The 22,127-nt window shown below is 72.6% G+C and carries 15 protein-coding genes; 6 read left to right on the top strand and 9 right to left on the bottom strand.

Annotated features, from left to right (window positions below; genetic code table 11):
• Window positions 1–119 precede the first annotated feature (119 nt).
• Both ACWDX7_RS23200 and ACWDX7_RS23195 read left to right on the top strand, forming a co-directional pair.
• Window positions 120–1,700 (top strand): class I adenylate-forming enzyme family protein, encoded by a 1,581-nt coding sequence (locus tag ACWDX7_RS23200; protein ID WP_451489128.1) that lies wholly within the window; start codon window positions 120–122, stop codon window positions 1,698–1,700.
• 157 nt (window positions 1,701–1,857) lie between these two features.
• A complete protein-coding gene (locus tag ACWDX7_RS23195; RefSeq protein WP_451489129.1) occupies window positions 1,858–3,324 on the top strand; it encodes an MFS transporter in 1,467 nt (488 codons plus the stop codon).
• A 122-nt stretch (window positions 3,325–3,446) separates the two neighbouring features.
• On the opposite strand, the gene ACWDX7_RS23190 is transcribed toward ACWDX7_RS23195, so the two are convergent.
• The 9 genes from ACWDX7_RS23190 to ACWDX7_RS23150 all read right to left on the bottom strand — a co-directional run bounded on the left by ACWDX7_RS23190 (window position 3,447) and on the right by ACWDX7_RS23150 (window position 17,254).
• Window positions 3,447–4,658 (bottom strand): NAD(P)/FAD-dependent oxidoreductase, encoded by a 1,212-nt coding sequence (locus tag ACWDX7_RS23190; protein WP_451489130.1) that lies wholly within the window; start codon window positions 4,656–4,658, stop codon window positions 3,447–3,449.
• A gap of 38 nt (window positions 4,659–4,696) precedes the next feature.
• Window positions 4,697–6,148: an FAD-dependent oxidoreductase gene (locus ACWDX7_RS23185; RefSeq protein ID WP_451489131.1), complete on the bottom strand. Its 1,452-nt coding sequence runs from the start codon at window positions 6,146–6,148 to the stop codon at window positions 4,697–4,699.
• A gap of 2 nt (window positions 6,149–6,150) precedes the next feature.
• On the bottom strand, window positions 6,151–8,619 hold the full coding sequence (locus ACWDX7_RS23180; RefSeq protein ID WP_451489132.1) for a molybdopterin oxidoreductase family protein: 2,469 nt from the start codon (window positions 8,617–8,619) through the stop codon (window positions 6,151–6,153).
• Complete coding sequence (locus ACWDX7_RS23175; protein ID WP_451489133.1) at window positions 8,612–10,057, bottom strand: MFS transporter; 1,446 nt, start codon at window positions 10,055–10,057, stop codon at window positions 8,612–8,614. The genes ACWDX7_RS23180 and ACWDX7_RS23175 overlap by 8 nt, the downstream gene beginning before the upstream one ends.
• A gap of 117 nt (window positions 10,058–10,174) precedes the next feature.
• Window positions 10,175–11,593 (bottom strand): 3-carboxy-cis,cis-muconate cycloisomerase, encoded by a 1,419-nt coding sequence (gene pcaB / locus ACWDX7_RS23170; RefSeq protein WP_451489134.1) that lies wholly within the window; start codon window positions 11,591–11,593, stop codon window positions 10,175–10,177.
• Window positions 11,590–13,581, bottom strand: coding sequence for an FAD/NAD(P)-binding protein (locus ACWDX7_RS23165; RefSeq protein WP_451489135.1), 1,992 nt, complete (start codon window positions 13,579–13,581; stop codon window positions 11,590–11,592). The genes pcaB and ACWDX7_RS23165 overlap by 4 nt, the downstream gene beginning before the upstream one ends.
• A 159-nt stretch (window positions 13,582–13,740) precedes the next feature.
• The gene (locus ACWDX7_RS23160; RefSeq protein WP_451489136.1) at window positions 13,741–15,315 is read right to left on the bottom strand and encodes a class I adenylate-forming enzyme family protein; all 1,575 of its coding nucleotides are present in this window, start codon (window positions 15,313–15,315) and stop codon (window positions 13,741–13,743) included.
• A gap of 101 nt (window positions 15,316–15,416) precedes the next feature.
• Window positions 15,417–15,965, bottom strand: coding sequence for an SRPBCC family protein (locus ACWDX7_RS23155; RefSeq protein ID WP_451489137.1), 549 nt, complete (start codon window positions 15,963–15,965; stop codon window positions 15,417–15,419).
• 308 nt (window positions 15,966–16,273) lie between these two features.
• Window positions 16,274–17,254, bottom strand: a complete 981-nt coding sequence (locus ACWDX7_RS23150) for an NADPH:quinone reductase (RefSeq protein ID WP_451489138.1) — start codon at window positions 17,252–17,254, stop codon at window positions 16,274–16,276.
• A 268-nt stretch (window positions 17,255–17,522) separates the two neighbouring features.
• Here ACWDX7_RS23150 and ACWDX7_RS23145 point away from each other — a divergent pair, with 268 nt between their 5' ends.
• The 4 genes from ACWDX7_RS23145 to ACWDX7_RS23130 all read left to right on the top strand — a co-directional run bounded on the left by ACWDX7_RS23145 (window position 17,523) and on the right by ACWDX7_RS23130 (window position 22,068).
• Window positions 17,523–18,695 carry a 3-deoxy-7-phosphoheptulonate synthase gene (locus ACWDX7_RS23145; protein WP_451489139.1) on the top strand — a complete coding sequence of 391 codons (1,173 nt, stop codon included), beginning with the start codon at window positions 17,523–17,525 and terminating at the stop codon, window positions 18,693–18,695.
• 19 nt (window positions 18,696–18,714) lie between these two features.
• Window positions 18,715–19,485, top strand: coding sequence for a 2,3-dihydro-2,3-dihydroxybenzoate dehydrogenase (locus ACWDX7_RS23140; RefSeq protein WP_451489140.1), 771 nt, complete (start codon window positions 18,715–18,717; stop codon window positions 19,483–19,485).
• 67 nt (window positions 19,486–19,552) lie between these two features.
• A complete protein-coding gene (locus tag ACWDX7_RS23135) occupies window positions 19,553–20,176 on the top strand; it encodes an isochorismatase family protein (RefSeq protein WP_451489141.1) in 624 nt (207 codons plus the stop codon).
• Window positions 20,173–22,068: an anthranilate synthase family protein gene (locus ACWDX7_RS23130; protein WP_451489142.1), complete on the top strand. Its 1,896-nt coding sequence runs from the start codon at window positions 20,173–20,175 to the stop codon at window positions 22,066–22,068. Before ACWDX7_RS23135 ends, ACWDX7_RS23130 begins: the two co-directional genes overlap by 4 nt.
• Window positions 22,069–22,127: the final 59 nt, after the last annotated feature.

Raw genomic sequence — 22,127 nt, 5'->3', positions numbered from 1 at the left:
CATGCAACACATGCACGGCACACTGATTTCGCGCCATGATCCACGACCTGATTGCACCGAGCTGACACAGTAAAACGTCTGCTATTGGGCCAGCGGACCGCCGGTGCGAACTTGAATACATGCTCCGGATTCCCAAGAACAAGACGCCGCTCTACCTCGGCCTCGTCGCCGAGGAGGCTGCCGCCAAGTTCGGCGCCAACACCATCACGCTCGACCGCACCATGGACGCCCTCCCCGAGGCCGGCCAGGTCCTGACGGTCGCCCACTTCGCGGAACTGATCGCCGAGATGGCGAACCGCCTCTGGGCCACCGGTGTCCGGCCGAGCGACCACGTCGTCATCCACAAAACCAATAATTTCGACATCACCCTGCTCGCCTGCGCGACGGCCCGCATCGGCGCCGTCCCGGTGATGCTCTCCGCCCACCTGGACGGGGAGACCATCAACGCGCTGCTGCAGCGCCTCCCCTCCCCCACCCTGCTGACGGACGCCGCCAAGCTGCGCGGCTCGCTGGCCGGCTCGCCGCTCGCGGAACTCACCGCGCGGGTCATCTCCGTCACCGAGCCGGTCGAGGGCGCCATCACCCTCGGCGACCTGGCGGGCGCCCCCGAGCGCACGCCGGTGACGCTGCACCCGGACTCGCACGCGATCATGACCCACACCTCGGGCACCACCGGCATACCGAAGCTCGTGGTGCACTCCGCCCGCTCCATCGGATCGCGCTACCGCTGGCAGGACAAGGTCGTCAGCATGCTGCGCCAGCGCGAACCGATCCTGATGCACGTCAGCTACGTGCACTCGCGGATGTACCCCGGCATCGCGGCGATGATGCTGCGGAACAAGCCGATGGTGTTCCTCGACGACGCCGAGCCCGGCAAGGTCGCCGACGCGATGGTCAAGTACCGTCCCGGGGTCTTCGAGACGCACCCCAACTCATTCCTGGAGTGCGAGTCGATCCTCGACGACCCGCGCAAGCCCTTCTCCACCGTCCGCTTCTACAACAGCACCTTCGACGCCATCCACCCGGGCACGATGGACAAGTTCCTGCGCGCCTCGGAGCGGACGAACCCCGTCTTCCTCCAGGTCTACGGCCAGAGCGAGTGCGGCCCGCTGGTGGCCCGCCCGTACACCCGCAAGACCGTCATGAAGGCCGACGGCCGCTGCCAGGGCTACGCGACCCCGGGCATCACCAAGTACCGCCTGGTGCCCCGCAACGGCAAGAAGCCCTCCCGCGAGAACCCGGGCTACATCGACGTGCAGACCGCCGGCCGCGCCCTGACCTACTACGGCGAGGGCGAGCGCTTCGAGAAGCAGCTCGACGGCGACTGGTGGCGCGGCGGCGACGTCGGCTACCGCACCAAGTGGGGCTGCCTGCACCTGCTCGACCGCGAGGTCGACCAGATCCCGACCATCCACTCCACCCTCGAAGTCGAGGACACCGTCCTGCACCGGCTGCCGGAGCTCACCGAGCTCATCATCGTGCCGGGCCCCAAGCAGGAGCCGGTGCCCGTCGTCTGCACCAAGGACGACGCACCGCTGGACCTCGCCCGCTGGAGCCGCGCGATCGCGGACCAGTCGGACATGGCGGATCCGATCCAGATGAAGTTGAGCGAGCTTCCCCGGACGGCCACCGCCAAGATCAAGCGCCTTGAGCTGGCCCGCCGGCTGGCCGACCAGGTGACCCACGAACTGGCTTCCTGACCAGAACGGCACCAAAGGCACCACAGCCGCCACCCGCATCACCCGGTGCCACAGGCACCACCCGTTTCGCCTCGCTTCACCCCGCTTCACCCCGCGTCACCGCGTCACAGCGACCCCCAGACCATCCCCCGACCCGACACCGGGAGCTGTACACACCATGTCTTCGACCCCGATCGCCCAGGACGGCCGGCGCAAGCGCCTCGGCTTCACTCTGGCTCTGCTGGCCTTCGCCCAGCTGATCATCTCCATCGACTACAACATCGTCTACGTGGCCCTCCCGGACATCGGCTCCGGGCTCGGCTTCTCCGCCCAGACCCTCCAGTGGGTCGTCAGCGCCTACGCCGTCGCCTTCGGCGGATTCCTCCTCCTCGGCGGCCGGGCCTGCGACCTCTTCGGCCCGCGGCGCATGTTCGTCCTCGGCCTCGGCCTCTACGCCGGCTCCTCGCTGCTCGGCGGCCTCGCCGGCTCCCCCGAGGTGCTGATCGCCGCCCGCGCGATCCAGGGCATCGGCGGCGCGTTCCTCTTCCCCGCCACCCTCACCCTGGTCTCCACCAGCTTCGCGGAGGGCAAGGAGCGCAACCGCGCCTTCGCCGTCTGGGGCACCGCCGGTGGTAGCGGCATGATCGTCGGCTCGCTGCTCGGCGGCGTGCTGACCGAGTCCTTCGGCTGGGAGTCCGTCTTCTACGTCAACGTGCCGCTGGCCGGCATCGCGATGTTCCTCGCCTTCCCGCTCATCAAGCCCGACACCAACGTCAGCACCGGCCGCAGCTTCGACCTGATGGGTGCGCTGACCTCCACCGTCGGCATCACCGCGATCGTCTTCGCCCTCGTCCAGGGTCCGGAGTCCGGCTGGACCGCCCCGGTCGTCCTGAGCGCCCTCGCCATCGGCGTGGTCCTGCTCGTCGCCTTCTTCGTCATCGAGAAGAAGTCCTCCGACCCGCTGCTGCCGCTGAGCCTCTTCAAGAACCGCAATCTCACCACCGCCGTCGGCGTGACCTTCTTCTACATGGCCACCTTCGGCACCCTGCTCTACTTCCTGACCGTCTACTTCCAGGGCGTCCACGGCTACAGCCCGCTGGAGACCGGCATCGCCTTCCTGGTCCCGATGGTCGCCATCGCCATCGGCGCCCAGACCGCCGGCGGCCTCGCCACCAAGCACGGCATCCGCGCCATCATGGTCTCCGCGATGGTCATCGGTGTCATCGGCACCGCGATCCTCGGCTTCACCCTCGCCACCGACGCCACCTACTGGCTCCTCGTCCCGGGCCTGATCATCATGGGTCTCGGCCAGGGCGCCGGCTACACCCTGATGTTCGGTGCCGCCGCCATCGGCGTCTCCCCCGAGGAGCAGGGCATCGCCTCCGGTGTCGCCTCCACCACCCAGCAGATCGGTGGCGCCGTCGGCCTCGCCGTCCTGGTCGCCATCGCCAACTCCGGTCTGGAGGGCCAGACCGGTGAAGCGCTCCGCGCCGCCACCACCGACGGTCTGCGCACGGCGGTCTTCATCGCCGCGGCGGGCATCGTCATCACCGCGCTGATCTCCCTCGGCCTGAAGAAGCCCGAGCAGAAGGCGACGCCGGCCGCGCCGGCCGCCGACCGCAAGGCGGAGACCGCCGGCGTCTGATCCGGCCCGAGGAACCGACGCCCCCACGCCCCGACTACGCACCGGAGCACCGGCGCCCAACACGGCGAGAGCCCTTACCCCGATCGGGTAAGGGCTCTCGCCGTTGGCGTGGGCGGCCGGGATCAGGAGCCGGCGAGCAGGGCTTCGGCCGAGTCGGGCAGTTCACGGCCCAGCAGGGAGCGCAGCAGCGGATAGGCCGCGGCGTCCCCGGCGAGGATCCCGCCGAGCAGGCTGTCGCCCTCGGAGTCGAGCACGAGCTTCACGTACACCTCCCCGCCCGCGGACTCCCGTACGAATTCCAGCGCGCCCGGCGTCTGCGCGTGGGCGTCGCCGAAGGAGGCGACGTCCACGCCCATCAGCTTGAGCTTCGTGGACATGTCGGCGCCGGGGAAGCGGGTCGGCCCCTCGCCCAGGAGCTGCCCGGCGACGGCCTCCGCCATCCGGTAGCCGGGGGCGACCAGGCCGTAGCAGCGGCCCTCGACGGCCGCGCACTCGCCGATGGCCCAGACGTACGGGTCCGGGGTGCGGCAGTGGTCGTCCACGAGGAACCCGCCGCGCTCGCCGCGCGGCAGGTCGGCGGGGCCGGCGAGGGAGTCCGCGGGCCGTACGCCGGCGGAGAAGACGACGAGCCCCGTCTCGATCGACGTACCGTCCGCGAAGACCAGGCGCGCCACCCGGCCGTCCGGACCCGCCTCGATGTGGCTGGTCGCCACGCCCAGGTGCGTGGTGACGCCGAGCCGGCCGACGAGCAGGTCGAGCACCCGCCCGCCGCCCTCGTCCACCTGGACGGGCATCAGCCGCGGGGCCATCTCCACGACGTGCGGGGCCAGGCCCAGCAGCCGCAGGCCGTTCGCGGCCTCCAAGCCGAGCAGGCCGCCGCCGATCACCACCCCGGTGGTGGTGCCGGCGGCGGCCTGACGGATCGCGTCGAGGTCGTCGAGGGTGCGGTACACGCAGGCGCCCGGCAGGTCGCGGCCGGGGACGGGCGGCACGAAGGGCACGGAGCCGGTGGCGAGCACGAGGGCGTCGTAGGAGAGGTGCCCTCCGTCCTCCAGCGTCACGGTGCGGGCCGCGCGGTCAATGCCGACGGCCCTGGTGGAGTGACGGAACTCCACCAGGGCGTCTTCGTACATGTCGGGTTTCACCAGGCTCAGCCCGGCGGGGGTGGCGCCGTCGAGGGCCGAGGAGAGCCTGACCCGGTCGTAGGCGGGGTGTCGCTCGGCGCCGAGGACCACCACCCGCCACAGTCCGTCCCGGTCGCGGGAGCGGACCTCCTCCACGAGGCGGTGGCCGGTCATTCCGTGGCCGATGACGACGAGGGTGCGGGTCTTCATGCGGTGCCGTCCTTAGGGGTGCGGACCACCGCTCCGGCTCAACTGCCGGTCGCGGCAGGTCTGGTGTGGGAAAGGGAGGCGCAGATCGCTTCCACTTGGCGGGTGCAGCCGCCGCAGCCGGTGGTGGCACGGGTGGCGGCGGCCAGTTCGGGGAGCCGGCGGGAGCCGGCGTGCCACGCCTCGGTGAGGTCGCGGTGCGTGACGTTGTTGCACAGGCACACGACGGTCTCGGGGCTCAGCTCGGTGGAGCCGGGTCGCGCCACTCGGGGGGCCCGGCCCAGGAGCAGGCTCAGCCGGTCACGCGGGACGGGCAGGTCGTGGACGTACAGCTCGGTGGTGGTGGCGATGGCCCGGTCGAAGCCGAGCAGGACCCCGGCGACGATGCGTTCGCCGGCGAGCTCCAGACGGGCGTAGCGGGCGTTCGCCGGGTCGTTGAGGGTGATCGCCTCCTCGGCTGGGACACTGCCCGGGATACCGAGGACGACCAGGCCGGGGCCGGCGATGCGGGGCCGCAGCACCCGGCGGGCGGCGGCCACGCCGCGCGCTCCGGTGGCGAGGTGGCGGGCCAGCGCTTCGGCCTGGGCCCAGCCGGAGGCGAGGGATCCGCCGCGGCCGCCGCGGTGCTCGGCGCAGTCGCCGAGGGCGTGGATCAGCGGGTCGTCGGTGCGCAGGCAGTCGTCGACGACGATGCCGGTGCGCACGCTCAGCCCGGCGGCGCGGGCCAGTCCGGTCTCCGGCAGCACACCGGTGCACAGCAGGAGGGTGGCGACGGGCAGGGTGCGGCCGTCGGCGAGGGTCAGGGCGCCGGGGGTGTAGGCGGCGGCCGGCTGGCCGGTGACGACCTCCACTCCGGCGGCCGCGAGCCGGTCGCAGACGAGGGCCCCGGCGGTCCGGTCGAGGAGGTGGTCCATCGGCCAGGGTCCGGGGTGCACGAGGGTGACCGGGCGGTCCATGGCGGCCAGCGCGAAAGCCGCCTCCACCCCGAGGGAGCCCGCGCCGAGGATGGTCACGGGGGTACGGGCAGCCACGGCGGCCGGATCGGTGAGGCGGGCGCAGTCGGCGAGCGTACGGAGGGTGGCGACGCCCGCGGCCGGAGCGCCGTCGGGCGTGCGCAGGCCCGGCAGGGCGGGCAGCAGCGGTGTCGCGCCGGTGGCCAGGACGAGCCGGCCGTACGGGAAGACCTGCCCGTCGGCGGTGTGCACGCGGCGCCGGGCCCGGTCGATGCGGACGGCGCAGACGCCGGTGTGGACGCGGGTGTCCCCGGGCGGCGGGGGCAGCTCCATCGCGGCGGGCGGGAGGCTTCCGTCGAGCGCGGAGGTGAGCAGCGCCCGGTGGTAGGCGGGGGCGTCCTCGGCACCGAGGACGGTGACGGGGTCCGTGCAGCCGAAGTGGCGCAGCCGGTCGAGGAGTTGATGGGCGGCGGGTCCGTTGCCGACGATGAGGACCGGCGTGACGGGACGGGCGTCCCCTCCGGGCACGGTCGCGGTCATGATCAGCCCTCCTGGAGGCGTGTGGCACCGGACGCGCCGGGCGCGGACGGGACGGACGGGACGGACAGGACGGACAGGACGGACGGGACGGACGGGACGGACGGGACGGATGCCGGCGCGGCGGCGGGCGGCGGGCCCGCCTGTGCGGGCGACACGGGCCCTGGGGCGCCGCGTACGGCGTCGGCCGCCGCCTCCGCATGGGCCGGGCGGGGCGCGGCCCCGGAGGCGGGGGCCGCGGGCTCGGGCCGGGCCGGCTCGGCGGCGCGGACGGGGGACGCCCCGGCCGGTGGATCGGCGGGGGCGAGGCTGACCGCGCAGACCTTGAACTCGGGCATGCGGCTGCGCGGGTCGAGGGCGTCGTTGGTGAGCAGGTTGGCCCGCCCGGCGCCCGGGAAGTGGAACGGCAGGAAGACGGTGTCGGTGCGCAGGGTGGGGTCGAAACGGACCCGCGCCAGCGTGGAGCCGCGCGCCGAGGTGACCCGTGCGTGGGCGCCGTCGGTGAGGCCGGCCCGGGCGGCCGTGTCCGGGTGGACCTCCAGATGCGCCTCGGGGGCGGCCGCGATCAGCTGCGGCACCCGGCGGGTCTGCGCGCCGGACTGGTACTGGGCCAGCACCCGCCCGGTCGTGGCGTACAGCGGGTGCTCCGCGTGCGTCTCCTCGGCCGGCGGGCGGTGTTCGACGTCGGCGAAGCGGGCGCGGCCGTCCGGGTGGGCGAACCGTTCCAGGAAGAGCCGCGGCGTGCCGGGGTGGTCACCGGCTCCGGCGGGATCGCCCGGGCACGGCCAGTGCAGCGCCTCCCCCGCGTCGAGCCGCTCGTAGCTGATGCCGGAGTAGTCGGCGGGCCCGCCGGCCGAGGCGCGGCGCAACTCCTCGAAGACGGCGCGCGGCTGAGCCGGATAGCGCTCGGGCAGGTCGCCCAGCCGGGTGGCGAGGCCGCGCAGGACCTCCAGGTCGGAGCGGGCCCCGGCGGGCGGGTCGAGGAGCCGGCGGCGGCGCAGGACGCGGCCTTCGAGGTTGGTCATCGTGCCTTCCTCCTCGGCCCACTGGGTGACGGGCAGCACCACGTCGGCCATGCGGGCGGTCTCGGAGGGCACGAAGTCGGCGACGACGAGCAGGTCGAGGGAGGACAGCCGTTCGGCGACGTGCGCGGAACGCGGCGCGGATACCACCGGGTTGGCGCCGAAGACGAGCAGGGCGCGCGGCCCGTTGTCGGTGCCCAGCGCGTCGAGGAGTTCGTAGGCGCTGCGGCCCGGCCCGGGCAGGACCGCCGGATCGACGCCCCAGACGCCCGCCACGTGCGCGCGGGCCGCCGGGTCGGTGATCATGCGGTAGCCGGGCAGCTGGTCGGCCTTCTGCCCGTGCTCGCGCCCGCCCTGGCCGTTGCCCTGGCCGGTGATGCAGCCGTAGCCGCTGCCCTCGCGGCCGGGCAGGCCGAGGGCGAGGGCCAGGTTGATGAACGCGGCGACGGTGTCGGTGCCCTTGCTGTGCTGCTCGGCGCCGCGCCCGGTCAGGACGTACGCGCGGGAGGCGGCGGCCAGCATCCGGACGGCTTCGCGCTGGTCGCTGACGGGCACGCCGGTGACCTTCTCGACGCGCTCGGGCCACCAGGAGGCGGCGCGCTTCCACGCGGCGTCGAAGCCGGTGGTGCGCCGGTCGACGTACTCCCGGTCGCTGCGCCCCTCGACCACCAGGATGTGGAACAGGCCGAGGGCGAGGGCGAGATCGGTGCCGGGGCGCGGCTGGAGGTGGAGGGCGGCGCGCTCGGCGGTGGGGGTGCGGCGCGGGTCGATGACGATCAGCCGGGCGGTGGTGAGGTGGCGCATCAGCGGGGGCATCGTCTCGGCGGGGTTGGCGCCGGCGAGCAGGACGGTGTCGGCGGAGCCGAGGTCGGTGACGGGGAAGGGCAGTCCGCGGTCGAGGCCGAAGGCGGCGTTGCCGGCGGCGGCGGCCGAGGACATGCAGAAGCGGCCGTTGTAGTCGATCTGGCTGGTGCCGAGGGCCAGGCGGGCGAACTTGCCGAGCAGGTACGCCTTTTCGTTGGTGAGGCCGCCGCCGCCGAAGACGCCGACGCCGTCCGGGCCGTGCTCGGCGCGGATCCGGGCGAGGGAGGCGGCGATCGTGTCGAGGGCGGTGTCCCAGTCGGTGGGGCGCAGGGTCCCCTCGGCGTCGCGGACGAGGGGGGTCCGCAGCCGGTCGGGGGTGGTGAGCAGCGCCGGGGCGGTCCACCCCTTCTGGCACAGGCCGCCGCGGTTGACGGGGAAGTCGGGATCGGGCTGGACGGTGACCTCACCGCCCTCGGCTCCGGTGGGGCGGGCGCCGGCGGCGGAGCCCGTGCCGGACGGGGTCTGCGGGGCGGCACCCGGGGCTGCGCCCGTACCGGCGCTGAGCAGGGTGCCGCATTGCAGGGCGCAGTACGGGCAGTGCGTGGCCACCTGGCCGGCCTGCGCCGGCGCGAGCTCGGCGTCACGCATGGACCGACTCCGTGGGGCGGGATCCGGCGGACGCGGAGGCGGAGGCAGTGGCGGAGGCAGTGGCGGACGCGGAGGCAGTGGCCGATGCCGCCACCGAGGCGGCCGCGGCCCGCTCGCGGCGGACGTACACGATCCAGGTCACGGCCGCGCACACTGCGTAGTAGCCCAGGAAGGACAGGAAGGCGGGGGTCCCGTTGGCCGCGCCGCCGCTGTAGGCGCCGCGGAAGGCGAGGTTGATGGCGACTCCGCCCAGCGCCCCGACCGCACCCGCGATGCCGATGGCCGCACCGGCCAGCTTGCGCGCGGTGGCGAAGGAGCTGGTGGCGTCGCCCCCGGCGACGATGCGGGCTTCGGCGTCCCGGGCGAAGGCGGTGGGGATGAGCTTGTAGGTGGAGCCGTTGCCGATGCCGCTGAGGATGAACAGCGCGGTGAAGCCGGCGATGAAGACCGGCAGCGAGTGCTGCGCCGAGGCGATGAGCAGGACGCCGGTTCCCAGGCCCATGCCGCCGAAGATCAGCAGGCTGACCCGGGCGCCGCCGAACTTGTCGGCGAGCCAGCCGCCGAAGGGACGGGCGAAGGAGCCGAGCAGCGGACCGAGGAAGGTGTACGAGGCCGCCTGGAGCGGGGTGGAGCCGAACTGCGTCTGCAGGACCAGCCCGAAGGCGAAGCCGTAGCCGATGAAGGAACCGAAGGTGCCGATGTACAGCAGGGAGATGAACCAGGTGTCGCGGTGGGCGAGGGCCTGGCGCTGGGCGCCCGGAGCGGTGCGGACGGCGGAGATGTTGTCCATCTTCACCGCGCACAGCAGGGAGATGAGCACGATGAGCGGCAGGTACACGGCGGCGACGTAGGCGGGGTGGGTGTCGCCGACGGTGGAGATGACGAGCAGGCCGAGCAGCTGGACGGCCGCGACGCCGAGGTTGCCGCCGCCGGCGTTGAGGCCCAGCGCCCAGCCCTGGTGCCGGTGGGGGAAGAAGCTGGTGATGTTGGTCATCGAGGAGGCGAAGTTGCCCCCGCCGACCCCGCCGACCGCGCTGATCAGCAGGAACACCCACAGCGGGGTGCCGGGCCGCTGGATGAAGTACACCGTCGCCACGGCCGGGATCAGCAGGATCGACGAGGCGAAGACGGTCCAGTTGCGGCCGCCGAAGCGGGTGACGGCCCAGCTGTACGGCGGACGCAGCAGGGCGCCGACGAGGGTGGGGGTGACGACGAGGAGGAACTTCTCGTCCGGCGCGAAGCCGAGGCCGATCTCGGGCGTCATGAACAGCACCAGGACCGACCACATGCTCCAGACGGAGAAGCCGATGTGTTCGGAGGCGACGGACAGGAAGAGGTTGCGGCGGGCGATGCGCTTGCCGCCGCGCTCCCAGTACTGCTCGTCCTCGGGGTCCCAGTCCTCGATCCAGCGCCCCTTGGCGGATCTCATGGCACTCATCTGACCTGTCTCCCTCTGTCTGTCAGGCGGGTTGTCGCTGTCGGATTGGCGTTCATGAAGTGCGTCCATGAAGGACGACCACGCAGGGCGGTCATGCAGGGCGGTCATGAAGGGCGTTCAGGAGCGGCCCGGGGACGGTGCGCCGGCCAGCGCGCGGTCGACGAGGGCGCCCGCCCCGCCGCTGTAGCCGGCGGGATCGCACAGCCGCGCGACGGCGGCGGCGTCGAGCCCGTGCCCGGGCATCCCGGCGAGGACCGCGCCCAGGGTCCGCCCGCTCGCCGCCGCCTCGACCGAGGCCTCGGTGAGCAGCTGCTTCGCGGCGGCCTTGCCCAGGCGCGGCGCGAGCCGGGCCGCGATGCGTTCGGAGACGATCTGGCCCCCGGTGAGGCCGAGGTTCTCCCGCATCCGCTCGGGCCGGACCTCCAGCCCCTCGGCGAGCTCGACGGCGGTGTGCGCCGCGCCGCCGGTGAGCCGCAGGGCTTCGCGCAGCAGCTGCCATTCGGCGTGCCAGACGCCACCGGAGCGCTCGTCCTCGGTGACCAGGCACTGCGTCAGACCGGCGGCGATCACCGGGACCTGGAGGGCGGCGGCGCGGATCAGGGTGGCGAGCACCGGGTTGCGCTTGTGCGGCATCGCGGAGGAGCTGCCCCGGCCGGCGGCGGCCGGCTCGGCGACCTCCCCGACCTCGGTGCGGGTCAGCGACTGCACGTCGACCGCGATCTTGCCGAGGGCTCCGGCCGTGAAGGCCAGCGCGGCGGCGAGATCGGCGAGCGGCGTGCGCAGCGCGTGCCAGGGCAGGACCGGGCGGGCGAGTCCGGTCTCGGCGGCGAAGGCGTCCACCAGCCGGTCCAGGTAGGGGGGTTCGGTGCAGGCGGCCACCTCGGGCCGGTCGATGGCCGCGTACTCCAGGTAGCCGGCGAGGGTGCCGGCGGCCCCGCCGAGCGAGACGGGCAGGCCTTCTCGCAGGACGCGGGCCAGGCGGGCGTCGGCGTCGAGGACGAGGCGGTGCCAGCCCGCCGCCTTGAGGCCGAAGGTGGTCGGTACGGCGTGCAGGACCAGGGTGCGGCCGGGCATCAGGGTGTCGCGGTGTGCCGCGGCCAGGGCCGCCAGGGCCCGCGCGGTCCGCGCCAGATCGGCGCGGACCAGACACAGGGTACGGGCGGCCACCAGCATGGCGCCGGTGTCGAAGATGTCCTGGCTGGTGGAGCCGCGGTGGACGTAGTCCGCGGCCTGCGGATCGCGCTCGCGGACGGCCGCGGTGAGCGCCTGGACCAGGCCCACGACCGGGTTGGCGGTCTCCCGCGAGGCGAGCGCGAGGGCCCGCAGGTCGAAGTGCTCGGCCCGGGCGGCCTCCGTGATGGTGTCCGCGGCGGACTTCGGCAGGGTGCCGAGTCCCGCCTGGGCCCTGGCCAGGGCGGCCTCGGCGTCGAGCATGGCCTGGAGCCACGCCCGGTCGCCGACGGCCGCCTCGGCCGGGGTGCCGGCCCGCACGGGGGAGAGCAGGCCGGCGTCCATGAGGAGGTCGCCCTCGGTCATACGATCACGCCGGGCAGGTGGTCGTCGGCGCCCACGGCGTCGGTGACGGGGCGGATGCCCGCCGGGACGCTCGCGACGGGCGGCAGGGCCAGCACGGCGCGGGCGATGGCGTCGGAGTCGCCGAGGGTGACGGAGTCCACGCCGGGGCGGATGCCTGCGGCGGTGACCCAGTGCACGGACTCGGTGGGCACGCCGTAGGCGAAGCGGCGCGGGTGGGCGGCGCCGCGGGCGTCGATGAGCCGGTACGGGCGCTCGGTGACGGCGAGGCCGCCGGTCTGGTAGCCGCCCTGGCCGCCGGTGACGACGTACGGCTTGGCCTGGTCGGTGTCCAGCAGGTGCTGGAGCAGCGGGTCGGCCGTGCGCCGCAGGTCCGGCTCGGGCAGCCGGGCCTCGATGAGCACCTGCGCCTTGATGACCGCGCCGGGCACGCTCTCGGACTCGGCCAGGTACGTCTGGGTGCTGGTGTCGATGCGGACCTGCGTGCCGGGACCGGTGAGGGTGAGGATGCCCGCCTCGATCAGGGCGATCATCTCCTCGATGCGGGTGGCCGGCGGGCCGATGGAGAGGAAGCCGTTGAGCGGGGTGTACCAGCCTTCGAGGTCGTCGCGGTGCGAGTCCCCGTCGAGGCCGCCGTGGTCGACGGCGAGGCGGACCTCGTTGCGCAGGTCGCGCAGGACGTCCAGGGCCGACTTGAGCGGGCCGTTGACGTTGCCCTCGCGGGCGGCGACGACATCGGCCGCCAGGTACTCGACCAGCCACGCCTGGAAGGCGTCGCGGTCGGCGAACCGCGTGTCGCCGTAGGGGCGGGAGAGCTTCTCCCAGCTCCAGTGCCGCTCCTCGGGGATGCCGTACTCGGCGAGGAGGTCGAGCCGGTCGGCGGCCTCTTCGAGGTCGAGGTAGCGCTCGGTGAACGCCTCGCGCTCCTCCTCCTGGCCGTCGGCGGCGAGCAGGGCCCCGTAGTAGACGCTCTCGACCTCGCGCGAGATGAAGGGCCACAGGTCGGCGTTGAAGGTGACGGAGCCACCCGCGGCGGAGCGCTCGCGCAGGCTCTGCACGTAGGCCGGGGTCAGCAGCTTGGGGTAGTAACGGCCGTACGCGCCCTTCTCGTTGTCGCCGCGGGCGTGGTACGGGATGCCGCGCCGGGAGAAGGCGTACAGCCGGGGCTCCTGCCCGGAGGGCTGGTAGGTGAGTCTGCCGTCCTCGTCGCGGACGAAGGTGCCGCCGCGGCCGTGGCTGAAGAGCGACATGTAGTCGAAGAAGTTCAGGCCGAGGCCGCGCAGGAGCACCGACTGGCCGGGCTTGACCCGCGAGAGGTCGGCGTCGGCCGGATTGCCCGGCGTCAGGTACGTCAGGTAGTGGATGCGGGCCAGGGAGGCGGTGCGGGCCTCGCGCGGGGTCAGGCGGGCCGGGACGTGGCCCTGCGCCAGGATGATCGCGTCGAGGTCGTTCAAGCGGGTGCCGTCGTCCAGGCGGACGCCCTGCGGGCCGCCGGGTATGCCGCGGGTGTCGGCGACGGCGACGGCGCGGGAGTTGTGGACGTGGACGGTGACGTGCTTGGGGGCGCCGACGATGACGCGCTGGAAGCACTCGCCGAGGTAGCTGCCGTAGAAGGCGCGGGTCGGGTAGGTGTCCGGGCCCATGGCGGCGGCCTCGGCGAGGGTGCCCTCGTCGTAGTCGCCGAACTGACCGAGGACGGAAAGGGACTTGGCCCACTCGTACAGGCTGGGGCCGGGCTCGACCGGGCCGTCGATCGTGCAGCTCTCGTCCGTGTAGACGGTGATCTGGCAGGCGACGGTGTTCATCAGCAGGTGGCGGGACTGGCCGGAGCGCCAGACCTGGCCGGCGCCGGGCGCGGAGGGGTCCACGACGTGGATGGCGAGCGAGTCGTGGGAGGGACTCTGCCGTTCGTTGGCAACCAGTCGCTCCACGACGGACAGGCCGCGGGGACCGGCGCCGACGACGCAGATCTCGACGGATGAGCTGCTCATGCGATTCTCCGTTGCTATGAGGTGTACGGCCGGGCCGGCCGGGCCCGCCCGCGGGGGTCCGGCCGGCCCGGGTGGGACCGCTCCGGCGGGCTGTTCCGCGGGGCTGTCCGGCGGGACTTCCGCAGGGCTGGCCGGCGGGCGGGGGCCCCTGCGGCGGGGCTATTCGGCGATGGCGCCGGAGCCGGCCGCGACCAGACGCGCGAGCTCCAGGCGCTTGATCTTGGTGGTGGAGGTCTGCGGGACGTCCTCCAGGCGCCACTGGACCGGGTCGGCGAGCCGCGGCAGGCCGATGACCGCGGACTTCCACGCGATCAGGTCGAGCGGCTTGTCGTCGCGGGTGCACACCACCGGCACCGGAACGCCGTCGGCGCCGGGGATGATGATCACCTCGATCAGCTCGTGCAGCCGGGTGAAGAGCTTGTCCTCGATCTCCAGCGTGGAACCGATGCCGGGGATCTCGTCGACCTCGCGGTCGAGCAGGTGCAGGCAGCCCCACTTGGTGCGGTAGCCGAGGTCGCCCATGCGCCACCAGCCGTCGTTGACCTGCTTCTCCCAGCGCTCGTGCTCGGAGAGGTAGGTGATGATCCGGCCGTCGGACTTGATCTCGATGAAGCCGGGGTTCGTCTTGGTGACGGGGTTGCCGTCACGGCTGACGACGCGGACGTTGGTCATCCCGGGGAACGGCGATCCCACGCAGCGGCCGTCGAAGTCCGCGCCGCCCTTGCGGGTGTAGGTGCGGGCCGCGATCGGGCCGACCTCGCTCTGGCCGTAGGCCTGCGCGAAGAGCGGCTTACGCCGCTTCGTCGCGTTGAGCAGGATGGACACCGTGCGCGGGTGGATCGCGTCGAAGGTGGAGCTGAAGTACTTGACGTTGGCGAGGGGGCCGCGCGGGTCGTCGGCCAGCGCCTCCCAGCGCAGGAAGGTGTTGGGGTGGGCCTCGATGAAGCCGGGCGGGACCTGGGCGAAGATGTCGCCGACGGTCTCCGGGTCGTCCTCCCGCAGCACGATGAGCGTGTGGCCCTGGAGGATCGAGATGGGCATGGCCGTGAACATCCGGGAGTGCACGAAGGAGACGTGCACCGCGACGGGCTCGCGCTTGCTGACGGCCGAGAAGACGGTGGCCTGCGGACGGTAGCGGGACTCGAAGGTGTGACCGGTGTGCACGGCCAGCTTCGGGGTGCCGGTGGTGCCGGAGGTGTGCGTGATCAGGGTCGGGTGGTCCGGCGGCATCGGGATGGCCGGGACGCGCACCGCACCGGCGAGCGAGGCCAGTTCGACGGCCCCCTCGAAGGTGCCCGTGGTCAGCAGCACCTTGGCCGTGATGTCGAAGACCTCCGCCGGCAGGTGGTGGTCCAGCTTGTCCTGGTCGGTGATCAGGAAGGGCTGGTCGATGCGGCGGATCAGCACCGCCACCGTCTCGCCGTCCAGCTTCGGGGACAGCAGGGCCGGGATCGCGCCGATGCGGGCGATCGCGCAGGCCAGCAGCGAGATGTCGAAGCCGTCGGACTTGTGCACGACGACGTGGTGGTTGGGCCGCACGCCCACCGACCACAGCCGGGAGGCGAAGTCGTCCACGAGATCGGCGAGTTCGGTGAAGGTGGCTCGGCGCCCGAGCTGCGGGGCGATGTCCAGGTCGTGGTCCATGACCACGAGACCGGCGGGGGTCCGGGCGGCCGCTCGGTCGAAGAGCGTACCCAGCCGAATGCCCTTGTTTCCTATGCGCTGGAGAAGCATGGCCCTCGTTCTCTCAAGATTGTCTTCGTTGGCGTACGGGGATTGCGCCGGCACCGGGGGGACGGCCGGCGCCGGCGGCCGGGCGGGAAGGCAACGCGAGCTCAGCGGCCTTCGACGACGTCGCGGATGCGGGCGAGGGTGGCGTCGAGGTCCTGTTCGAGCTTCTCGGTCCAGTCGGTGATGAACTGCTTGCGCTGGACCTCGTCCAGGTCGGCCACGATCTTGTGGATGCCGGCGGTCGCCTTGCCCATCCGGAAGTGGTGCACGAGGACCGAACCCGAGCCCTGCTCGGCCGGCTCGATGTCGAAGCCCCAGATGGACTCCTGGTCCTCCTGGGCGTGCGTGAGCATCATCCAGCGGAAGGTGCGGCCGGGCTCGGCGGCCGTCACGCGGGCCTCGGTGTACCAGGTGCCGCGGACCAGGGGGGCCCAGCCGACGACGTCCTCGGCGCGCAGGTTCTCCCCGCGGAAGACGGCGCCGACGCTGGAGGGCTCGCCGGAAATCCACTCGCCGCCCTGGCACTCCGGGCTCCATTCGCCGCTGCGGCTCAGGTCGCTGACGACGTCGTAGATTTCCTGGGCGGTGGCCGCGACGGGAATGTCCGCGCGGACCTCGAAAAGCGGGGTCGAGTCGATGATGGAGTTCGTCATGGCCGAAATACTGCTGCCCGCACATTCGGCGATCAATGAGCTCACCCCAGGTCCATCAGGTCATTTGGCCGGAAGGTACGGGCGATGCGGGACGGATGGCACTGGGTGTTTTCGGGCATGCCGAAGCGGCGCCGCGTCCGTCATGCCACGGCGCCGCCGTTTCCGCCCCCCAGGGGAGTTCCGTACGGCTTTCCACCCGAATTCCGTACGGGGAATGTACGGGTCGTGTACGGAGGTTGCGCCCCCGATTCCGGACGGGACCTCACCATCGCGTCCGTCATGCGGAAGCGATATCCGGAATATCCGGTTCAGTTCTTGGCGCGCAGGACGAGCTTTCCCGTCACCTTGCCGTCGTCCAGCAGCCGGTGCGCCCGGGCCGCCTCCGACAGCGGCAGCACCTCGGTGCCGCGCGGGCGGAGCAGGCCCGCCGCCGTCAGCCTGTTGACGTGGGCCGCGGCCTCGGCGAGCCGGCCCGCGGTGGCGTGGGAGATGGCGAAGCCGCGCACCGAGCAGTCCTTGAGGTAGAGCGGTCCGACGGGCAGGACCGGCCGGGTGCGCATCCCGGAGAGCAGCACGATCCGGCCGCGGCTCGCCAGCAGGTCCACCGCCGTCTCCAGGTCGTTGCGGGCCGAGGTGTCGACGTGGATGTCCACCCCGGCCGGGGCCAGCGCGCGGATGCGGCCCGGGACGTCGGGGTCGTTGTAGTCGATGACCTCGGCCGCCCCCAGCTCCCGTACGTAGCCGAAGTCGCGCGGCGAGGCGGTCGCGATGACCCGGGCTCCGGCGTGCGCGGCCATCGTGACCAGCGCACTGCCGACGTTGCCCGCGGCCCCCGCCACCAGCACGGTCTCACCGGCCTTGATCTGCCCCTGGTCGAAGAGGGCGAGGTAGGCGGTGACGGCGGGGTGTGCGAGGGCGACGGCGTCCACCGGGTCCACCCCCTCGGGCAGCGGGTAGAGCCGCTCGGCCGGGACCGCGGCCTGCTCGGCGGCGGCGCCCTGGCGGCCGTCGTGGCCGAGGCTGTTGCACCAGACGCGGTCGCCGGGGGCGAAGCGGTGGGCGACGGCGGGACCCGCGCGCAGCACGGTCCCGGCCAGGTCCCGGCCGATGACGAAGGGGAAGTCCAGCGGGGTGCGCCAGGCACCCGAGCGGACGAAGGTGTCGACGTGGTTGACGGAGACGACGTCGACCTCCACGAGGACGTCGGACGGCCCCGGCTGCGGAGCGGGGAGCTCACCGAAGCGGATGACCTCCGCGGGACCGAGCTGTTCGATATAGGCGGCATACATGAGTCGGATTCTGTTCGGGCGGGCCGCCGCGGGAAACCTTCCGGTCGCCGTCTGTCAGGTGCCGCCGCCCCGGCCACCGGTCCGGAAGCCGTATCCCGTGACTTTCGGCCGGGTATGCGGCTCGCCGATCACGGTGCGCCCGTAACTCTCACCTGACGTAGTGATCCGGGGCCCGTGGTTACTTCCGGCCAGTCATCGCAGGATCCGTATTCCGCCGCCCCTCATATTGCCCGAGCACCCCACGCCTGCCCATTCCTGGGAGTTTCCTGTGGTTACAGCTTCACTTACCGTCAGAAAAGAGTCCGCCCGTCAGCAGCCAGATTGGGCCGACAACCCGGAACTGCCGAAGGTAAAGGAAGAGCTTTCCCGGCGACCGGCCCTCGTCAACGCCGGAGACGTCCGCCGCCTGCGTTCCCACCTCGCACGGGTCGCAGCCGGTGACGCGTACATCGTCCAGGCCGGCGACTGCGCCGAGGATCCTTCGGAGTGCGACGCCGGGTACATCGCCCGCAAGTCCGCCCTCCTCGACCTGCTCGCCGGCACCCTCAAGATGATCACCCACAAGCCGGTGGTCCGCATCGGCCGCCTCGCCGGACAGTTCGGCAAGCCGCGCTCGCGCCCCACCGAGATCGTGAACGGCACCGAACTGCCCGTCTTCCGCGGCCACATGGTCAACGGCCCCGAGGAGAGCCTCGCCGAGCGCATCCCCGACCCCTACCGGCTGCTGGCCGGCTACGACGCCGCTTCCCAGGCCATGGCCCACCTCGGCTGGACCGACCCGGCCCGCCGTTCCGGGATCTGCCCGCCGGTGTGGACCAGCCACGAAGCACTGCTCCTGGACTACGAGCTGCCCATGATGCGCTGGGACGAGGAGGGCAACACGCTGCTCACCTCGACGCACTTCCCGTGGATCGGCGAGCGCACCCGGCAGCTCGACGGCGCCCACGTCGACACGCTGGCCGGCGTCGTCAACCCGGTGGCCTGCAAGGTCGGCCCCTCGATGGACCCCGAGGAGCTCATCGAGCTGTGCCGGCGCCTCGATCCGTGGCGCGAGCCGGGCCGCCTCACCCTCATCGCCCGCATGGGCGCCGACCTGGTGGACGAACGCCTGCCCGCGCTGGTGGACGCGGTCCAGCAGGCCGGCCACCCGGTGGTCTGGATCACCGACCCGATGCACGGCAACACCGTCACCGCCCCCGGGGGTCTCAAGACGCGCCTGGTCGACACCGTGATCGAGGAGGTACGGGGCTTCCAGGCGGCCGTGGTCCGCGGTGGCGGCGTCGCCGGCGGGCTGCACCTGGAGACCACCCCGGACCCGGTCACCGAGTGCGCCGCCGACGCGGAGCACCTCGACGGGGTCGGCGAGACCTACACGAGCTTCTGCGATCCGCGCCTCAATCCGCACCAGGCCTACGCCGTGGTGTCGCAATGGCGTGCCTGAACAAGCAGGGAGTTGGGACATGGACAACAAGGTCGCCCTCGTCACGGGAGCCGCGGGAGGCATCGGCCTGGCCGTAGCCCGCCGACTCGCCGAGGAGGGCGCGGCGGTGGCAGCCGTCGACCGGGACGCGACGCGGCTTCGGGAGGCGGTGGACAAGCTGACCGCCGACGGGCTCACCGCCCGTGCCTACCCGGCCGACGTCACCAGCACCGAGCAGGTGGAAGCCGTCGTCGAACAGGTGGAATCCGAGCTGGGCCCGCTGGACTTCCTCGTCAACACCGCGGGGATCCTGCGCATGGGCGAGGTGCGGGACTTCAGTGACGAGGACTGGCTGCAGACCTTCGAGGTCAACGTCAGCGGCGTCTTCCGGCTCTCGCGCGCCGCCGTCAACCGGATGGCCCCGCGCGGTCGCGGAGCCATCGTCACCGTCGCCTCCAACGCGGCCGGCACCCCGCGGATCGGCATGGCCGCCTACGGGGCCTCCAAGGCCGCGGCGACCATGCTCACCAAGTCGCTCGGCCTGGAAGTCGCCCAGTACAACATCCGCTGCAACGTCGTCGCACCCGGCTCCACCGACACCGCGATGCTCGCCTCCATGTGGGAGGACGAGCAGGGACCCGCCAAGACCATCGCGGGCAACCCGGCCGCCTACAAGATCGGCATCCCCCTGGGCAAGCTCGCCCGGACCACCGACATCGCCGAGGCCGTGCTCTTCCTGCTCTCCGACCGCGCGGCCCACATCACCCTGCACGTCCTGACCGTGGACGGCGGAGCCACGCTCGGCGCGTGAGCCCGCCGCTCACCGCGAGCCCGCCGACACCCAGCCCTTTGAGGAACGACATATCCGAGAGGAAATCATGGCCGGCATACCGACCATCGAGCCCTATCCCCTCCCCACAGCGGGAGACCTTCCCCCCTCCGTCCCGCAGTGGTCGTTCGACGTGGACCGGGCCGTGCTGCTCGTCCACGACATGCAGAGGTACTTCCTCGCGCCGTTCCCCGAAGCACTGCGCGAGGAGCTGACCGCCAACGCCGTCCTGCTGCGCGAGCACTTCGCGGCCGCCGGCGCGCCCGTGGCCTACACCGCCCAGCCCGGCGGCATGACCCCCGAGCAGCGCGGCCTGCTGGCCGACATCTGGGGTCCCGGGATGCGTACGAGCCCCGAGGACCGCGAGGTCGTCCCCCCGCTCGCCCCCGCCGACGGCGACTGGGTCTGCACCAAGTGGCGCTACAGCGCCTTCTTCAACACCGACCTGCTGGAACGGATGCGCGCCGCGGGCCGCGACCAGCTGGTCATCTGCGGGGTGTACGCGCACGTGGGCGTGCTGACCACCGCCATCGAGTCCTTCAGCCACGACATCCGGACCTTCCTCGTCGCGGACGCCACCGGCGACTTCAGCGAACGGGAGCACCGGCTGGCCATCGACTACGCCGCCAAGCGCTGCGCGGTCGTCACCACCGCGAAGGAGATCGCGGGATGAGCTCGCCGCTGCTGGCCCGCGTCCTGGGCCCCAATCCGCCCCCCTTCGCCCTCCTCTACCGTCCCGAGGCCACCGGCCCCGGCATCCTGGACGTCATCGTCGGCGACACGGCGAGCGTCGAAACCCTCGCGGAACTGCGCCCGGCGCAGGCCCAGGCCGCCCGGGGGCCGGCCGGCGCCCGGCACGAGGTGCTGGCGCTGGTCCCGTACCGGCAGATCGCCGAGCGGGGCTTCGCCGCCCCGGAGGAGGACACCCCGCTGGTCGCGATGACCGTCACCGGCCAGGAACGCGCCTCCCTGGTCGAGGCCCTCGCGCTCATCCCCGACCTGCCGATCGAGCTGGAGGGCGGCCGGTTCGACGTCTCCGACGAGGAGTACGCCGACACGGTGCGCCGGGTCATCGCGGACGAGATCGGGGAGGGCAAGGGCGCCAACTTCGTCATCAAGCGCTCCTGGTCCACCGGCATCCGCGAGTACTCCACGGGCCACGCCCTGACCCTCTTCCGGCGGCTGCTGGAGCGGGAGTCCGGCGCCTACTGGACCTTCCTCGTGCACACCGGCGAGCGGACCCTCGTCGGCGCCAGCCCGGAGCGCCACGTCAGCCTGCACCAGGGCGCCGCCGTCATGAACCCGATCAGCGGCACCTACCGCTATCCGGCGGCCGGGCCCTCGCTGCCGGAGGTGATGGACTTCCTCGCCGACACCAAGGAAGTCGACGAGCTGTACATGGTCGTGGACGAGGAACTGAAGATGATGGCCCGGATCTGCGAGGGCGGTGCCCGCGTGGACGGCCCGTACCTCAAGGAGATGGCCCGCCTCGCCCACACCGAGTACTTCATCGAGGGCCGCAGCGAGCGCGCCCCCGAGGAGATCCTGCGCGAGACCCTCTTCGCGCCCACGGTGACCGGCAGCCCGCTGGAGAGCGCGGCCTCCGTCATCGCCGCCTACGAGCCGCAGGGCCGCGGCTATTACAGCGGCGTGCTCGCGCTGATCGGCCGCGACGAGGAGGGCGGACACGCGCTGGACTCGTCCATCCTGATCCGTACGGCCGACATCACCGCCGCCGGCGAGGTCCGCATCGGGGCCGGCGCGACCCTGGTACGCCACTCCGACCCGTGGTCGGAGGTGGCCGAGACCAAGGCGAAGGCGGCCGGCCTGCTCGCGGCGCTGGAGTCGCGGGGAGGGCGGGCCCGGTTCGCCTCCCATCCGCACGTCCGCGCGGCGCTCCAGGACCGCAACCGGACCATCGCCGGCTACTGGCTGGGAGAGGAGCAGGAGCGGGCGGCCGTGGATCCGGCGCTGGCCGGACGGCGGGTGCTGGTGGTGGACGCCGAGGACACCTTCACGGCGATGATCGCCCGCCAGCTCGGCTCGATCGGCCTGGAGGTGACGGTCCGCCGGTTCGACGAGCCGTACTCCTTCGACCACCACGACCTCGTCGTGATGGGTCCGGGCCCGGGGGATCCGCGCGACACCGCACATCCCAAGATCGACCACCTGCGGACGGCCGTACGGACCCTGCTGGACGAGCGCAGGCCCTTCCTGGCCGTCTGCCTGAGCCATCAGGTGCTCTCCACCACCCTCGGCTTCGAGCTGGTGCGCCGCGGTGAACCCAACCAGGGCGTGCAGAAGGAGATCGACTTCTTCGGCCGGCCTGAGCGGGTGGGCTTCTACAACACCTTCGCCGCGCGCTCCGCCGTCGACTCGGCCATCGTCCCGGGCATCGGGCTCGTGGACATCAGCCGCGACCCGCAGACGGGAGAGGTGCACGCGCTGCGCGGCCCGCACTTCGCCTCGATGCAGTTCCACGCCGAATCGGTGCTGACGCAGAACGGTCCGCGGATCACCGGGGAGCTGCTGGCCTCGCTGACGGCGCGGATGCTCGCCGCCTGACGCGGGGCGGGGGGGGGCCCCCGGGGGGGGGGTGGGGGGGCCCCCCCCCCGCCCCCAAC

This window comes from Streptomyces sp. NPDC003034, from assembly GCF_053591375.1.
This window is presented reverse-complemented; position numbering and strand designations above follow the sequence as displayed.

Excerpts from the sequence above, each read along its gene's own strand:
- pcaB (WP_451489134.1), bottom strand. The coding sequence starts at position 11,593 with ATGACCGAGGGCGACCTCCTCATGGACGCCGGCCTGCTCTCCCCCGTG.
- ACWDX7_RS23160 (WP_451489136.1), bottom strand. The coding sequence starts at position 15,315 with ATGCTTCTCCAGCGCATAGGAAACAAGGGCATTCGGCTGGGTACGCTC.
- ACWDX7_RS23165 (WP_451489135.1), bottom strand. The coding sequence starts at position 13,581 with ATGAGCAGCTCATCCGTCGAGATCTGCGTCGTCGGCGCCGGTCCCCGC.
- ACWDX7_RS23130 (WP_451489142.1), top strand. The coding sequence starts at position 20,173 with ATGAGCTCGCCGCTGCTGGCCCGCGTCCTGGGCCCCAATCCGCCCCCC.
- ACWDX7_RS23175 (WP_451489133.1), bottom strand. The coding sequence starts at position 10,057 with ATGAGTGCCATGAGATCCGCCAAGGGGCGCTGGATCGAGGACTGGGAC.
- ACWDX7_RS23135 (WP_451489141.1), top strand. The coding sequence starts at position 19,553 with ATGGCCGGCATACCGACCATCGAGCCCTATCCCCTCCCCACAGCGGGA.
- ACWDX7_RS23155 (WP_451489137.1), bottom strand. The coding sequence starts at position 15,965 with ATGACGAACTCCATCATCGACTCGACCCCGCTTTTCGAGGTCCGCGCG.
- ACWDX7_RS23150 (WP_451489138.1), bottom strand. The coding sequence starts at position 17,254 with ATGTATGCCGCCTATATCGAACAGCTCGGTCCCGCGGAGGTCATCCGC.
- ACWDX7_RS23140 (WP_451489140.1), top strand. The coding sequence starts at position 18,715 with ATGGACAACAAGGTCGCCCTCGTCACGGGAGCCGCGGGAGGCATCGGC.
- ACWDX7_RS23195 (WP_451489129.1), top strand. The coding sequence starts at position 1,858 with ATGTCTTCGACCCCGATCGCCCAGGACGGCCGGCGCAAGCGCCTCGGC.
- ACWDX7_RS23185 (WP_451489131.1), bottom strand. The coding sequence starts at position 6,148 with ATGACCGCGACCGTGCCCGGAGGGGACGCCCGTCCCGTCACGCCGGTC.
- ACWDX7_RS23200 (WP_451489128.1), top strand. The coding sequence starts at position 120 with ATGCTCCGGATTCCCAAGAACAAGACGCCGCTCTACCTCGGCCTCGTC.
- ACWDX7_RS23180 (WP_451489132.1), bottom strand. The coding sequence starts at position 8,619 with ATGCGTGACGCCGAGCTCGCGCCGGCGCAGGCCGGCCAGGTGGCCACG.
- ACWDX7_RS23190 (WP_451489130.1), bottom strand. The coding sequence starts at position 4,658 with ATGAAGACCCGCACCCTCGTCGTCATCGGCCACGGAATGACCGGCCAC.